The sequence below is a fragment of the Leifsonia sp. Leaf264 genome, assembly GCF_001422325.1.
Taxonomy (GTDB): Bacteria; Actinomycetota; Actinomycetes; order Actinomycetales; family Microbacteriaceae; genus Orlajensenia.
The window spans coordinates 339,500-353,974 of the sequence record NZ_LMMR01000004.1; the positions used below are offsets into that span (position 1 = coordinate 339,500).

15 protein-coding genes are annotated in these 14,475 nt (G+C 68.7%); 14 read left to right on the forward strand and 1 reads right to left on the reverse strand.

Translation table 11 applies throughout. The annotated features are described in order from the left end of the window. Window positions 1–175: 175 nt before the first annotated feature. The 8 genes from ASF30_RS06975 (at window position 176) to ASF30_RS07010 (ending at window position 7,941) form a co-directional block, all read left to right on the forward strand. Entirely contained in the window at window positions 176–1,123 is a 948-nt protein-coding gene (locus ASF30_RS06975; RefSeq protein WP_055903793.1) for a sugar-binding transcriptional regulator, read from the forward strand. Window positions 1,124–1,178: 55 nt separating this feature from the next. Then, window positions 1,179–2,183, forward strand: a complete 1,005-nt coding sequence (gene deoC, locus ASF30_RS06980) for a deoxyribose-phosphate aldolase (protein ID WP_055903796.1) — start codon at window positions 1,179–1,181, stop codon at window positions 2,181–2,183. Between the two features lie 10 nt (window positions 2,184–2,193). Continuing rightward, window positions 2,194–3,708 carry an aldehyde dehydrogenase family protein gene (locus tag ASF30_RS06985; protein WP_055903799.1) on the forward strand — a complete coding sequence of 505 codons (1,515 nt, stop codon included), beginning with the start codon at window positions 2,194–2,196 and terminating at the stop codon, window positions 3,706–3,708. Further along, window positions 3,705–4,565: an aldehyde dehydrogenase family protein gene (locus ASF30_RS06990; RefSeq protein ID WP_055903802.1), complete on the forward strand. Its 861-nt coding sequence runs from the start codon at window positions 3,705–3,707 to the stop codon at window positions 4,563–4,565. The genes ASF30_RS06985 and ASF30_RS06990 overlap by 4 nt, the downstream gene beginning before the upstream one ends. Window positions 4,566–4,632: 67 nt before the next feature. Beyond that, window positions 4,633–4,866 (forward strand): hypothetical protein, encoded by a 234-nt coding sequence (locus tag ASF30_RS06995; RefSeq protein ID WP_055903806.1) that lies wholly within the window; start codon window positions 4,633–4,635, stop codon window positions 4,864–4,866. Next, on the forward strand, window positions 4,863–6,362 hold the full coding sequence (locus ASF30_RS07000) for an SDR family oxidoreductase (protein ID WP_055903809.1): 1,500 nt from the start codon (window positions 4,863–4,865) through the stop codon (window positions 6,360–6,362). The genes ASF30_RS06995 and ASF30_RS07000 overlap by 4 nt, the downstream gene beginning before the upstream one ends. Continuing rightward, window positions 6,359–6,898, forward strand: a complete 540-nt coding sequence (locus ASF30_RS07005) for an SRPBCC family protein (protein WP_055903812.1) — start codon at window positions 6,359–6,361, stop codon at window positions 6,896–6,898. The genes ASF30_RS07000 and ASF30_RS07005 overlap by 4 nt, the downstream gene beginning before the upstream one ends. A 128-nt stretch (window positions 6,899–7,026) precedes the next feature. Beyond that, entirely contained in the window at window positions 7,027–7,941 is a 915-nt protein-coding gene (locus tag ASF30_RS07010; protein WP_235480308.1) for a glycerophosphodiester phosphodiesterase, read from the forward strand. A 27-nt stretch (window positions 7,942–7,968) separates the two neighbouring features. Here the strand turns inward: ASF30_RS07010 and ASF30_RS07015 are convergent, their stop codons facing one another. Next, complete coding sequence (locus ASF30_RS07015; RefSeq protein ID WP_055903815.1) at window positions 7,969–8,292, reverse strand: metal-sensitive transcriptional regulator; 324 nt, start codon at window positions 8,290–8,292, stop codon at window positions 7,969–7,971. Between the two features lie 30 nt (window positions 8,293–8,322). Between ASF30_RS07015 and ASF30_RS07020 the strand changes: the two genes are divergently transcribed. The 6 genes from ASF30_RS07020 to ASF30_RS07045 all read left to right on the forward strand — a co-directional run bounded on the left by ASF30_RS07020 (window position 8,323) and on the right by ASF30_RS07045 (window position 14,474). After that, window positions 8,323–8,862 (forward strand): GNAT family N-acetyltransferase, encoded by a 540-nt coding sequence (locus tag ASF30_RS07020; protein ID WP_055903818.1) that lies wholly within the window; start codon window positions 8,323–8,325, stop codon window positions 8,860–8,862. A gap of 219 nt (window positions 8,863–9,081) precedes the next feature. Beyond that, a complete protein-coding gene (locus ASF30_RS07025; protein WP_055903823.1) occupies window positions 9,082–11,208 on the forward strand; it encodes a DEAD/DEAH box helicase in 2,127 nt (708 codons plus the stop codon). Between the two features lie 100 nt (window positions 11,209–11,308). Further along, on the forward strand, window positions 11,309–12,340 hold the full coding sequence (locus tag ASF30_RS07030; protein ID WP_055903826.1) for a 6-phosphofructokinase: 1,032 nt from the start codon (window positions 11,309–11,311) through the stop codon (window positions 12,338–12,340). Window positions 12,341–12,352: 12 nt separating this feature from the next. Further along, window positions 12,353–12,838: an 8-oxo-dGTP diphosphatase gene (locus tag ASF30_RS07035; protein ID WP_055903829.1), complete on the forward strand. Its 486-nt coding sequence runs from the start codon at window positions 12,353–12,355 to the stop codon at window positions 12,836–12,838. A gap of 122 nt (window positions 12,839–12,960) precedes the next feature. Further along, on the forward strand, window positions 12,961–14,145 hold the full coding sequence (locus ASF30_RS07040; protein WP_055903832.1) for an inorganic phosphate transporter: 1,185 nt from the start codon (window positions 12,961–12,963) through the stop codon (window positions 14,143–14,145). Next, a complete protein-coding gene (locus ASF30_RS07045; protein WP_055903835.1) occupies window positions 14,142–14,474 on the forward strand; it encodes a hypothetical protein in 333 nt (110 codons plus the stop codon). The genes ASF30_RS07040 and ASF30_RS07045 overlap by 4 nt, the downstream gene beginning before the upstream one ends. Window position 14,475 lies beyond the last annotated feature (1 nt).

A 14,475-nucleotide genomic window follows, 5' to 3' on the forward strand; every position in this document is an offset into this window, starting at 1 on the left:
TGTGGTCTCGATACGCGTGCTCCTTCGTCGCTCGCCATTCGACCAACGGAGTGACCAACGGAGTGGAGATCGAGCACCCACGCTGCTCATATGAGCAAACATGCCTACGAGTGTTGAAACGCGCACGCACCCTGCCTACGCTGGAACCACGGCAACGCAGTGCAGGAGGTGGCCGATGATCGAGTCCGACGAGCTGCTCAGCATCCGCGCGGCCGAGCTCTACTACGAAGAGGACAAGACCCAGGACGAGATCGGGTCGATCCTCCGACTGACCCGGTGGAAGGTGGGGCGTCTCCTCGCCCAGGCGAAGACCAACGGCTTCATCCGCATCGAGATCGTGCATCCACGCGCCCGCCGCCTGCCCATCGAGCGTCGTCTCCGAGAGGAGCGCGGCCTGAAGGACGCCATCGTCGTCTCGACCGCGGGCATCGCGAGCGAGGAGGAGCTGCAGGCGCGCACAGCGCAGGCGGCTGCCGACTACCTCGCGTCCATCCGTCCCATCCCGCGCACTCTGGGCATCTCCTGGGGTCGTACCCTGCACGAGGTGTCCGAGCACCTGAAGGACGGCTGGTCGACCGGCGTCAACGTCGTGCAGATCAACGGCGGCGTCAGCCTCAACCGGCGAGCAGGCACGGCGGCCACCACAGCCGTCACCATCGCCCAGAAGGCCGGCGGCCAGGCGACGCTGCTGCCGAGCCCTGCCATCCTCGAGCGCCTCGAGACCAAGCTCGCCATCGAGGGCGACCGCGCCGTGTCGGCCGTTCTCGAGATGGCCGAGAGCGCCACGGCCTACCTCTACTCCGCCGGAACGGCCGACGAGCACTCGGTGCTCGTCGACAGCGGCTACCTCACCGTCGACGATGTGCACGAACTGGTGCGCAAGGGCGCAGTGGGCGACGTCGTCGGCCGCTACATCGACGCCAACGGCAACATCGTCGATCCCAGCCTCGACGCCCGCACGGTGGGCCTCACCCACGACAGGCTGCGCGCATCCGACCGCAGCATCGCCGTGATAGCCGGCGCCGGCAAGCACGCCGTCGCCAACGCGGTGGTGCGCAGCGGGCTCTGCACCGTCCTCGTCACAGACGAGGCGACGGCGCTCAGCCTGCTGGACGAGCACTGACGCCGACCACGCCCCGAACTCCCCGAAGCACGACGCACCACAGGCAAGGAACACCATGACCGGAACCCAGATCGTCCAACGGGAGCGCTCGCTCTCCGTGATCGGCGGCGAAGCCACCGACGCGAACCTCCGCCGCTTCCTGCACGGCATCCCCGGAGTCGACGCCGTCGGGCTCGAACAGCGTGCGGCGGGCCTCGGCACCCGCTCCATCAAGACCACCTCGAAGAAGTGGGCGCTCGACAAGACGATCGAGCTCATCGACCTCACGACCCTCGAGGGGGCCGACACCCGCGGCAAGGTGCGATCACTCGTCGCCAAGGCGCTCACACCGGACCCCGGCGACATGACGACGCCGCGCGTCGCCGCCGTCTGCGTCTACGGCGACATGGTTCCCCACGCGGTCGAGGCCCTCGGCTCGGTCCACGGAGACCCGGATGCCGGAGGCATCTCGGTCGCCGCCGTCGCCACGGCGTTCCCCAGCGGGCGATCCTCCCGCTCCATCAAGCTCGAGGACACGGCCGACGCCGTGGCCGCCGGTGCCGATGAGATCGACATGGTCATCGACCGGGGCGCGTTCCTCATGGGCCGCTACGGCGAGGTCTACGACGAGATCGTCGCCGTCAAGGAGGCCTGCCGCCGCCCCGACGGCAGCTACGCCCACCTCAAGGTCATCCTCGAGACCGGCGAGCTCAACACCTACGACAACGTGCGCCGGGCATCCTGGCTCGCCATCCTCGCCGGTGGCGACTTCATCAAGACGTCGACGGGCAAGGTGGCTCCGGCCGCGACCCTCCCGGTGACGCTCTCGATGCTCGAGGTCGTGCGCGACTGGCACAAGCTGACGGGCCAGAAGATCGGCGTGAAGCCCGCCGGCGGCATCCGCACCTCCAAGGACGCGATCAAGTACCTCGTGACAGTGGCCGAGACCGTCGGCGAGGAGTGGCTCACGCCGCACCTGTTCCGCTTCGGCGCCTCGAGCCTGCTGAACGACGTGCTGCTGCAGCGCCAGAAGATGACCACGGGCCACTACTCGGGCCCCGACTACGTGACGATCGATTAAGGCAAGCGACATGACATTCCTCGACTACGCCCCGGCGCCCGAATCCCGCGCCGTCCTCAACCTCCGCAGCGACTACGGCCTGTTCATCGACGGCGAGTGGCGAGCCGGAGCCGGCACGCCGTTCCAGACCATCTCCCCGGCCACCGAGGAGCACATCGCCACCATCGCGACGGCATCGGAGACGGATGTCGACGCCGCCGTCGCCGCCGCGCGCCGCGCCCACACCAAGGTGTGGTCGCGCATGTCGGGCAGCGACCGCGGCAAGTACCTGTTCCGCATCGCCCGCCTGGTGCAGGAACGCGCTCGCGAGCTCGCCGTCGCCGAATCGCTCGACAACGGCAAGCCCATCAAGGAGAGCCGCGACGTCGACGTGCCCCTCGTGGCCGCGTGGTTCTTCTACTACGCCGGCTGGGCCGACAAGCTCGACCACGCCGGCCTCGGCGCGAACCCCGCATCGCTCGGCGTCGCCGCCCAGGTCATCCCGTGGAACTTCCCGCTGCTGATGCTGGCGTGGAAGATCGCGCCGGCATTGGCTGCAGGCAACACCGTCGTGCTGAAGCCGGCCGAGACCACCCCGCTCACGGCGCTGCTGTTCGCCGAGATCGTGCAGCAGGCCGACCTGCCGCCGGGTGTCGTCAACATCATCACCGGCGCCGGCGACACCGGAGCCGCCCTGGTCGCGCATCCGGATGTCGACAAGGTCGCGTTCACCGGCTCGACCGCCGTGGGCCGGGCCATCGCCAAGCAGGTCGCCGGAACGCACAAGAAGCTCACCCTCGAGCTCGGTGGGAAGGCCGCGAACATAGTCTTCGACGACGCCCCCATCGACCAGGCCGTCGAAGGCATCGTCAACGGCATCTTCTTCAATCAGGGCCATGTCTGCTGCGCCGGCAGCAGGCTGCTCGTGCAGGAGTCGATCCACGACGAGGTCGTCGACCGGCTCAAGGACCGCCTCTCCACCCTGCGCCTCGGCGACCCGCTCGACAAGAACACCGACATCGGCGCGATCAACTCGCGCGAGCAGCTGGACCGCATCCGGGAGCTCAGCGACATCGGCGTGCAGGAGGGCGCCGAGCGTTGGCAGGCCGACTGCGCCATCCCCGAGAACGGATTCTGGTACGCACCGACGATCTTCACGAACGTGTCGACCAGCCACCGCATCGCGCGCGATGAGATCTTCGGACCGGTGCTGTCGGTGCTGACGTTCCGCACTCCCGCCGAGGCCATCGCCAAGGCGAACAACACGCCGTACGGACTCTCCGCCGGCATCTGGAGCGACAAGGGCAGCCGCATCCTGGCCGTGGCCGACAAGCTGCGCGCCGGCGTCGTCTGGGCGAACACCTTCAACCGCTTCGACCCGGCATCGCCGTTCGGCGGCTACAAGGAGTCGGGCTACGGCCGCGAGGGCGGACGCCACGGCCTCGCCGCCTACCTCAAGCCCGCGTCGTCGTCCTCCGCCTCCGCCGTGACAGCTCGATCCTCCGCATCCTCCGCATCCGCCGCCATCAAGGGAGCAGCGAAATGAGCCGCCTCGCCGTGCCGAAGACCTACAAGCTCTACATCGGCGGCAAGTTCCCGCGCAGCGAGTCGGGTCGTGTCTACGAGATCGTGAGCGCGAAGGGCGCATTCCTCGCGAACGCCGCCCAGGCGTCGCGCAAGGACGCCCGCGACGCCGTCGTGGCCGCCCGAGCCGCCGTCGGCGGCTGGTCTGGCCAGACCTCGTACAACCGAGGCCAGGTGCTCTACCGCATCGCCGAACTGCTCGAGGGTCGTCGCGCCCAGTTCATCGCCGAGATCGTCGACGCCGAGGGCGTCACGACTGCAGTGGCCACCACTCAGGTCGACACGGCGATCGACCGCTGGGTCTGGTACGCGGGCTGGGCCGACAAGTACGCCCAGGTCGCCGGCAACGGCAACCCCGTCGCCGGTCCGTACTTCAACATCTCGGTGCCCGAGCCCACGGGCGTCGTGGCCATCATCGCCCCGCAGGACTCATCGCTGCTCGGCCTGGTCTCGGTCGTCGCCCCCGCCCTCGTCGCCGGCAACACCGTCGTCGTGGTCGCCAGCGAGAAGTTGCCGCTCTCGGCCATCAGTCTCTCGGAGGTGCTCGCCACGAGCGACGTTCCCGGAGGAGTGGTGAACATCCTGACCGGGTCGCCAGCCGAGATCGCGCCGTGGCTCGCCAGCCACGCCGACGTCAACGCGCTCGACCTCGTCGGCGCGGGCGACCTCGAGTGGATCGACCTGCAGATCTCGGCCGCCGACACGCTCAAGCGCGTTCTCCAGCCTGAGAACGGTCCGGATGCCGCGGCTCCGTCGCTCGAGCGCATCACGGCGTTCACCGAGACCAAGACCGTGTGGCACACGAAGGGCCTGATCTAGCCGTCCCGCGGCACATGCACCCCCGAACGGGGTTCACGTTCGGGGGTTCTGCGCTTAGGCTCGAAGCATGTCCAACGGAGGAACTGATGCCCGCGGTCGCCTCGAGGGCGACCCGTTCGACTACCGCGTCACGAGTGGCGGCCACGTGCTGGTCGCCCGCGGAGGGCGCACGGTCGTCACTGTGAGCGGGGCATCGGCCACACGACTCGTCACCTCCCTCGCGTCAGCCGATGAACGGTCGACGCAGCTGCTGCTCGCCAAGGCGACAGGCAACTACAAGCGCGGCAACGAGCGCCGGTGACGCCCGGCGGTTCGCGGCTCGCCGTCGTCACCGGTGCGACGGGCTACATCGGCGGTCGGCTCGTTCCGCGGCTGCTGGACGCCGGCTTCAGGGTGCGGGTCGTCGTGCGCAACCCCGACAGGCTCGCCGACGTCCCCTGGGCGCGGAGGGTCGAGGTCGTCACGGGCGACCTGACGGAAGCCGCCACAGCGGAGGCCGCATCCGTCGACGCCGACGTCCTCTACTACCTCGTGCACTCCATGGGTGGCGGGAAGGGCGACTTCGAGGCCCGCGAACGCGAGATCGCGACGACCCTCGCCGACGCCGCGTTCGCCGCCGGCGTCGGCCGCATCGTCTACCTCGGGGGCCTGCACCCCGACGGCGTCCCGTTGTCGAAGCACCTGCGTTCCCGGGTGGAGGTGGGGCGGATCCTCATCGCGTCCGGCGTCCCGTCGGTGGTGCTGCAGGCCGGCGTCGTCATCGGATCGGGGTCGACTTCGTTCGAGATGATCCGCCACCTGACCGAGGTGCTGCCGTACATGCCGGCGCCGAAGTGGGTGCGCAACTTCATCCAGCCGATCGCCGTGCGCGACGTCCTGCACTACCTGATCGAGGCCGCGTCGGTCGATGCATCGGTCAACCGCACCTTCGATATCGGCGGTCCCGATGTGCTGCGCTACGGCCAGATGATGAACGGCTATGCCCTGGAGGCCGGCCTGCGGCAGCGTCCCATCGCGGCGCTGCCGGTACTCACGCCGTGGCTGGCCTCGCAGTGGGTCAATCTGGTCACGCCGATTCCCCGCTCACTCGCCGTTCCCATCATCGAGTCGCTGCAGGTCGACTGCGTGGTGCGCGAGCACGACGTCGACACCGTCATCCCGCCGCCTGCGGAGGGCCTCACAGGCTACAGGCGCGCTGTGCGACTTGCCCTGCAGCGCGAGCGCGACGGCGAGGTCGAGACCAGCTGGCGCGACTCCGCTGTCGAGGGGGCGCCGAGCGATCCACTGCCGAGCGACCCCGATTGGGCGGGCACCCTCGTCTACACCGACGTGCGCGAGCGCCGCACGGCCGCAGCACCGGCAGACCTCTGGAAGGTCATCGAGGGAGTCGGCGGCAAGAACGGCTGGTACTCCTTCCCGCTCGCCTGGGCCGTGCGCGGCTGGATGGACTGGCTCGTCGGGGGAGTGGGCCTGCGCCGCGGACGGCGTGATGCCGGCACCCTCAACACCGGCGACGCTCTCGACTTCTGGCGGGTCGAGCGCCTCGAGCGCGGACGGCTGCTGCGCCTGCGTGCCGAGATGCGGCTGCCGGGTCGGGCATGGCTCGAGATGACGGCCGAGCCCACCGACGACGGCGGGTCGATCTACCGTCAACGCGCCGTCTACTTCCCGAAGGGGCTCACCGGCCGCCTGTACTGGTGGGCGGTCTGGCCGTTCCACGGCGTCATCTTCGCCGGCATGACGAATCGCATCACCGAAGCCGCGCTCGGCCCGCGGTCGGAGAGGAAGACGGCATGAGCGAGCCACGACACTCCTCCCAGGACTCCGCGCCCCTCGGCTCCGTCGAGCGTGTGGACGAGGACTGGCGCATCACCTTCGTGCGCGAGTACGGGCATCAGGTCGACGAGGTCTGGGCGATGCTGACGGATCCTGGCCTGACGCGGCTGTGGTGGGCCGACGCCCGGATCGAGCCGCGCGTCGGCGGCCGCTTCGACCTGCGCTGGCTCAACTCTCCCGAGGCCGGAGAGTGGTGGGCCGGCGCCGTCACGGCGTGGGAGCCGGGCCGGCTGCTGGAGTTCACGAACTCCGAGCACGGGCTGCTGCGCTGGGAACTCGAGCCGACGGATGCCGGTACCAGGCTGAGGTTCACCGACCTGATCAGGCCGGAGGAGGAGCGCTTCGTGGCGATGTCCCTCGCCGGCTGGCACCTGCATCTCGACCACCTCGCGGACGCCCTCGACGGCACCGGCCAGGACTGGGACGGCTGGATGCAGCGCTGGCTGCCCACCTGGCAGGATCTCCACGCGGAGTACGTCGCCCTCGCGGCCCGATGACGCCCCCGAAGTGGGGCGCGACCCGCGTCGGCCAACGGGTAACGAAACGGTAACGGATGGGCTAGTGTCGTTCCACCTGCACGGCGCAACGAGGCGCTCGGCAGCCGGAAGGACCCGATCCGTTGACCGTGCACCCCCGCCGCGACCCGAACGCGCGTCGCGGATCCGGCTCTGCCGCCCACTGGATTCGCCTGCTCGCAGTCTCCACCGTGCTGGGCCTGACGCTGGTCGTGGCCGTCGTGCCGTCGGTGAGCGGCGTGTTCGCGGCCGACGTCTTCGGCGGCCTCAGGGCACCGGGACAGGCCGCCTTCATCGCCGGGCACCGCGGGGACCGCTCGGTGGCCCCCGAGAACACCATGCCCGCCTTCGAGGCCGCATTCGCCAACCCCGCCCTGGCGTTCGTGGAGACCGACGTGCAGCTCACCAGCGACGGCGTCCCGGTGCTGTTCCACGACACGACGCTGGAACGGGTGACGGGGAAGACGGGCACCGTCGGCGACCACACCCTCAAGCAACTGCGTCGGATGGACGCCGGGTCGTTCTTCGCCCAGGAGTACGCCGGCACCCGCATCCCGACTCTCGAGGCCTTCCTCGACGCTCTCGCGAAGACCGAGAAGTCGGCGCTCATCGAGCTGAAGGCGATCTGGAGCGCCGACGAGGTGCGCACTGTGATCGACCTGATCGAGAGCCGGCCGCTGTCGGGGCGCATCATGCTCGAGTCGTTCAGCCTCGAGACCCTCGCGAACATCCAGATCGTGGCACCGCAGTATCCGCGCCTCATGCTCGCTCGCGAACTCCCGGCCGACCCGGTGCCTATGGCGCGCACGTTCGGCGTGCTCGCCATAGCGACGACGGCGAAGTCCGTCGCGGCGCAGCCCGAGGCCGTGACCCGCATGCACGGAGCGGACCTCGGCGTGCTCTGCTACACCCTCAACAGTGACGAGACCTGGGCCGAGGCGCGTGCCCTCGGCGTCGACGGCATCATCACCGACGTGCCGAGCAAGCTCGACGCCTGGTTCGCCTCGACGGCTCGCGGAACCTGACCCGGCGGCGGCGCGGACCGCCCGGACTCACTCCGCCGCTGTCGGCTCACCCGTCACGACTGCGGCATCGGCCGCAGCCGATCGCGCCTGCAACTCGAAGATCGACAGCAACTCGCCGATGGCGGCCTCGCGCTCGTCACCGCCGGCATCGAACATCGCCGTGACGTGGGTGCGCAGGTGGTTCTCGACGATGAGCTTGTTGAGCGATCCGAGCGACTTCTGGATGGACAGCGAGAGGGTGAGGATGTCGACGCAGTAGTCCTCGTTCTCGATCATCTTCTCGAGCCCGCGCAGTTGTCCCTCGAGGATGCGGGTGCGATGCAGGGCGCGCTTCTTGATGTCGTCGATCACCCGATCAGGCTACTTCCTAGAATCGATCGGGTGATCCCTCTCGATATCCCCGGCCACGACATCTTCCTCAGGCTCCTGCGGGAGACGGATGCCGAAGCCATGACTGCCGCTTACACGCGCAACCGCGAGCACCTCGCCCCGTGGGAGCCCGAGCGCACCGACGACTTCTTCACCGTCGACGCCGCCAACGAGCGCATCCGCACCTCGATCGAGCAGTACCACGCCGGTGCCGCCGTGCCCTGGCTGATCGTCGAGGACGATCGCATCGTCGGCACGATGACAGTCAGTCGCATCACCTGGGGTCCGTTCCTGAGCGGCAGCCTCGGGTACTGGGTCGACAGCGAGCTCACCGGTCTCGGAGTCGCCACATCGGCCGTCGGCCACGTCTGCGCTGCGGCCCGGGCCAGCGGACTGCACCGCATCGACGCGAGCACCCTCGTGCACAACCACGGTTCGCAGACCGTGCTGCGGCGATCGGGTTTCGAGCAGTACGGATTCGCTCAGCGCTACCTCAGCATCGCCGGGCAGTGGCAGGACCACGTGCTGTTCCAGCGCATCCTGCACGACTGAGGCGCGGTCGACGAAGCGGTGGGCGACGCGCGGCATCCGCGATGCCCATGCCCGCTCCGATCGGCGTAGAATGGGCGCGCGTCGACGAACCCCGTCACCGTCTCGACCGCGTGTCAACGCGTTGCTTGAGTCCGGGTTCCTCACGCAGGCGTTCCGCATCCGGCAGGCTCCGACCGAGCAGGCCAGCGATGTCGAGAACCTGACACGACGGAAGGACACATGCCCGATCAGCGAACGACGCGCACCCGAACGAGGTCGCGCGACGACGACGCCCCGATCATCCCCATCCTCGCCCGCAAGGTGCGCGAGGTCGAGGCGAAGGCCCAGGGCGGCAAGCTCGGACCGACGAATCGCACCAAGTACCAGGTGATCGCGCTGCTCATGCGCGAGGAACGTGCGCGGGTGAAGGCCGACAAGGAGCTGAACGAGACGGCCAGGGCCGAGCTCCTGAAGCGCCTCGACGGCATCGCGCAGATCCTCGCGAAGACGGCCGCCCGCGACACCAGCCTGATCACCCTGCTGGAACCGGATGCCGGAGTCTCCACGGTCGCGCAGCGCTTCCGCCGCGACTGGCTGCTCGAGTCCGGTGCCGAGCTCAGCCCCGACGAGCTCATCATCACGCGCGAGGTCGAGCCGACGCCGGCTCCGGCCGCGAACCAGGTCATCCCGCAGTCGGTGAAGGCGCGTCAGCTCGCCAACCCCTTCCTCGCTCCGGACTTCTCGCGCCCCGCCGCGCCGGCGGTGCCCGTGCGCCGCCTCGCCAACTGGGAGCTCCTCGGTCCGCTGTTCAAGTCGTTCGAGTACGGATCGGGCGGCCAGGCCGCCACCATGGACCTGCCCGAGGCGCCGAAGATCGATCGCCTGTCGCCGCGCGGCATGGAGATCATGAAGCACCAGGCCCGCTTCGTCGAGAGCGTGCGCCAAGGTCACCGCACCTTCCTGCTCGCCGACGAGCCCGGACTCGGAAAGACTGCGCAGAGCGTGCTCGCCGCATCCGTCGCCGATGCCTATCCGCTTCTCGCCGTCGTCCCCAATGTCGTGAAGATGAACTGGGCGCGTGAGGTGGAGCGCTGGACGCCGCACCGTCGCGCCACGGTCATCCACGGCGACGGCCAGACCCTCGACGCCTTCGCCGACGTCGTCGTCGTCAACTACGACGTGCTCGACCGCCACATGGCCTGGCTCACCACCCTCGGTTTCAAGGGCATGGTCGTCGACGAGGCCCACTTCATCAAGAACCTGCAGTCGCAGCGTTCCAAGAACGTGCTGGCGCTGGCCCAGAAGATCCGCCAGAAGGCCCCGGGCGGAGAGGCGTTGCTGCTCGCCCTCACCGGTACTCCGCTGATCAACGACGTCGACGACTTCCGCGCGATCTGGCAGTTCCTGGGCTGGATCGACGGCGACAAGCCGGCCCCCAAGCTCATGCAGAAGCTCGAGGAGACCGGTCTCACGCCGGCCGACTTCGGCTTCTACGCCGACGCTCGCGCCGCTGTCATCGACATGGGCATCGTGCGCCGTCGCAAGGTCGACGTGGCGGCCGACCTGCCGGCCAAGCGCATCGCCGACCTTCCGGTCGAGCTGGACGACGACCTGGGTCGCAGCATCCGTCAGGCCGAACGCGAACTCGGCTATAGGCTGCGCGACCGCTTCGATGCGCTGCTCAAGACGCGCGAGCTCACGCGCGGACAACTCGACGACGACCAGTACGACTCGTTCGTGCGTGCAGTCGCCACCGCAGAGCTCGAGGAGTCGAAGTCGGCCAAGAGCGGCGAGAACGTCTTCACGATGGTGCGCAAGATCGGCCAGGCGAAGGCCGCGCTGGCCGCTGACTACGCCGCCCAGCTCGCGCGCTCGGTCGGCAAGGTGGTCTTCTTCGCCAAGCACATCGACGTCATGGACACGGCAGAGGACATCCTCGCGAAGGCCGACCTCAAGACGGTCTCGTTGCGCGGCGACCAGTCCGCGCTCGCGCGCCAGGCAGCGATCGACGCGTTCAACAACGACCCCGAGGTGGCTGTCGCCGTCTGCTCGCTCACGGCGGCCGGCGTCGGCGTGAACCTGCAGGCCTCGTCGAACGTCGTTCTCGCCGAGCTCAGCTGGACTGCAGCCGAGCAGACCCAGGCGATCGACCGTGTGCACCGCATCGGCCAGGACGAGCCCGTCACGGCCTGGCGCATCATCGCGGCGCACACCATCGACTCCAAGATCGCCGAGCTCATCGACGCGAAGCAGGGTCTCGCGGCCCGCGCACTCGACGGCTCGGACCAGGAGATCGTGAGCGCCGATTCGGTGCAGCTCGACGCCCTGCAGCACCTGCTTCGGCAGGCGCTCGACGGAACCCTGTAGTTTCGCGCTGGGCGGGAGCGCACAGATAGACTCCGGAGCGACATCCTCGCCCCGACGAAGCGGCGTGAAGCCACGTGTGATTCAAGGAGCCTCAGAGAGTATGAAGATCGGGATTCTGACGAGCGGGGGCGACTGCCCCGGCTTGAACGCCGTCATCCGCGGTGCCGTTCTGCGGGGAGTCATCTCGCACGATGCCGAGTTCGTCGGCTTCCGCTGGGGTTGGCGCGGAGTCGTCGAGGGCGACATCGTCCCCCTGCCCCGTCAGGAGGTGCGTGGCCTGTCCCGTCAGGGCGGGACCATCCTGCACTCCTCCCGCACCAATCCCTTCGAGGGTGAGGGTGGCGGCCCCGAGAACATCCAGCGGATGCTCGACTCCAACGGCATCGACGCCATCATCGCGATCGGCGGCGAGGGCACCCTGACCGCGGCCCGCCGCCTCGTCGACGAGGGCGGCATCAAGGTCGTCGGCGTTCCCAAGACCATCGACAACGACCTCGCATCGACCGACTACTCCTTCGGCTTCGACACGGCCGTCGAGATCGCCACCGAGGCCATCGACCGACTGCGCACCACGGCGGACTCGCACGGTCGCTGCATGATCGTCGAGGTCATGGGGCGCCACGTCGGCTGGATCGCGCTGCACTCCGGCATGGCCGGCGGCGCGCACGCGATCCTCGTTCCCGAGCAGCCGCAGTCCATCGAGCAGATCTGCGCCTGGGTCGAGAGCGTGCGCGACCGCGGCCGTGCTCCCGTCATCGTCGTCGCCGAGGGCTTCCGCCTCAGCGACATGGACTCGGAGCACTCGCACAAGGGTCTCGACGCCTTCAACCGTCCGCGCCTCGGCGGCATCGCCGAGATCCTCGCGCCGATGATCGAGGAGCGCACCGGGATCGAGTCGCGGGCCACCGTGCTCGGACACATCCAGCGCGGTGGTGCTCCGTCGGCCTACGACCGCGTGCTCGCCACCCGTCTCGGGATGGCCGCCGTCGATGCCGTCCACGATCACGCGTGGGGTGAGATGGTGACGCTGCGCGGCACCGACATCGCCCGCGTGTCCATCCGTGAGGCGACAGGCGCGCTCAACGTCGTGCCTCCGTCGCGGTACGACGAGGCCGCCGTCCTCTTCGGCTGATCCGGTTCGCCCGTGCTGCCCCAGGTCTGCGTCTGCTATCTCCTGAGAACGGATGCCGACGGCATCACCCGTGTGCTCCTCGGACGCAAGAAGCTCGGCCTGGGCGAGGGCAAGTACGTCGGCCCGGGCGGCAAGCTCGAGCCGGGGGAGACCGCCGTCCAGGCGATCGCCCGAGAGGTGCTCGAGGAGGTCGGGTTGACTGTCGACCCGGCCTCGCTCGAGGAGAGAGGCCTGCTCAGCTACCATTTCCCGCACCGGGAGGCGTGGAGTCAGGAGTCGACAGTCTTCGTCTGCCGGGCCTGGTCCGGTGAGCCGACGGCCTCCGACGAACTCGACCCGGAGTGGTTCGAGATCGGCGACGTTCCGCTCGGCCTGATGTGGGACGACGCGCGTTTCTGGCTGCCGGGAGTACTCGCCGGCGGGACCGTTCGACGCAGCTTCACCTTCGGCGCCGACCTCTCCTCCGTCGTCGCCGGGGCTGACGGCGACTCAGGTTGACCTTGGGGCGCGAGGATGCGAGCATCGTCGTGGGTTCTGATGCGCATGCGGTTCTAGCAACCGCATCGTGGTGAACGACCGGTGAATTCTTCATCGGGTCTGCTCCTGAAAGAAAGACGCCGGTGGATCTCACCCTGATCGTCGTGCTGGTCATCGCACTGGCCCTCTTCTTCGATTTCACCAACGGATTCCACGACACGGCGAATGCCATGGCGACGCCCATCGCCACAGGCGCCATGAAGCCGAAGGTCGCCGTCGGGCTCGCGGCCATCCTGAACCTGGTCGGTGCCTTCCTGTCCACGGCCGTCGCACTGACCATCTCGGGCGGCATCATCAAGGAGGGATCCGGCGGAGTCCTGATCACGCCGGAGCTGATCTTCGCCGGCCTCATCGGCGCCATCGTCTGGAACATGGCGACGTGGCTGTTCGGCCTTCCCTCGAGTTCGAGCCATGCGCTGTTCGGCGGTCTCATCGGTGCCGCGGTCGTCGGTGCCTGGAGCCTGGACCCCGTCGACTGGATCGTGCTGCTCGACAAGGTGATCATCCCGGCTCTCCTGGCGCCTGTCATCGCGGGATTCATCGCCTACACGGCGACGAAGCTCGCCTACGCCATCACCAGGCGATACGACTCCAGACCCGACGGTCGCGACGGCTTCCGCTACGGCCAGATCTTCTCGAGCTCGCTCGTCGCCCTCGCCCATGGAACGAACGACGCCCAGAAGACCATGGGCATCATCACGCTGACGCTCATCTCCGCCGGCATCCAGACCGACGCCAGCGTCGTCCAGCCGTGGGTCATCATCAGCTGCGGCCTGGCCATCGCCCTCGGAACGTACATGGGCGGATGGCGCATCATCAAGACGCTCGGAACCGGGCTCACCGACGTGAAGCCCGCCCAGGGATTCGCGGCCGAGACCAGCACAGCGGCGACGATCCTCGCGTCCTCCCACCTCGGCTTCGCCCTCTCGACCACCCAGGTGGCCTCGGGATCCGTCATCGGCTCCGGACTCGGCCGCCGTGGCTCGACGGTGCGCTGGGCGACGGCCGGTCGCATCGGGGTCGGCTGGGTCTTGACGCTGCCGTCGGCGGCCATCGTCGGTGGGATCGCAGCGGCGCTCACCAAGCTCGGTACCATCGGCATCATCATCGATGCAGCGGCGGGCGTCGTCGTCATCGTCGGGATCTTCTGGCAGTCGCGCCGCAGCGGCGAGGTGACGGCGAGCAACGTCACGAGCGAGGTGGCGGCCTCAGGAGAGGCCGTCAAGATCAAGCGCAATCCCAAGCCCAAGAAGAAGGTGTCCCTGTGATCGACTGGTGGGCCTTCGTCCAGGTCGCCGTCGCCTCGCTCGCCGTCACGGCGATCGTGGTGAGCGCATACTCCTTCGGGCTCAGGCTGCTCGCGAGTTCAGGTCGGGCGCCACTCGTGGAGCCGGCATCCTTCACCGACGCCATCACGGTCATCACGCCGGAGGAGGCGAAGGCCGCGGCGAAGCGCCAGAAGAAGGCGCGGAAGAAGAACCCGCTGTCGGACGCGCAGAAGCGGATGGCGCTGTGGGGCGCGTACGCCTGCTTCTCCGTCGCCGGTCTCGCCGTGTTGTACGGCATCTACCTGATCGTGCCGTACTTCCACCACTAGG

What these genes read in the sequence shown, in the direction of transcription:
- ASF30_RS06975 (WP_055903793.1), top strand. Translation starts at nt 176, where the DNA reads ATGATCGAGTCCGACGAGCTGCTCAGCATCCGCGCGGCCGAGCTCTAC.
- deoC (WP_055903796.1), top strand. Translation starts at nt 1,179, where the DNA reads ATGACCGGAACCCAGATCGTCCAACGGGAGCGCTCGCTCTCCGTGATC.
- ASF30_RS06985 (WP_055903799.1), top strand. Translation starts at nt 2,194, where the DNA reads ATGACATTCCTCGACTACGCCCCGGCGCCCGAATCCCGCGCCGTCCTC.
- ASF30_RS06990 (WP_055903802.1), top strand. Translation starts at nt 3,705, where the DNA reads ATGAGCCGCCTCGCCGTGCCGAAGACCTACAAGCTCTACATCGGCGGC.
- ASF30_RS06995 (WP_055903806.1), top strand. Translation starts at nt 4,633, where the DNA reads ATGTCCAACGGAGGAACTGATGCCCGCGGTCGCCTCGAGGGCGACCCG.
- ASF30_RS07005 (WP_055903812.1), top strand. Translation starts at nt 6,359, where the DNA reads ATGAGCGAGCCACGACACTCCTCCCAGGACTCCGCGCCCCTCGGCTCC.
- ASF30_RS07025 (WP_055903823.1), top strand. Translation starts at nt 9,082, where the DNA reads ATGCCCGATCAGCGAACGACGCGCACCCGAACGAGGTCGCGCGACGAC.
- ASF30_RS07030 (WP_055903826.1), top strand. Translation starts at nt 11,309, where the DNA reads ATGAAGATCGGGATTCTGACGAGCGGGGGCGACTGCCCCGGCTTGAAC.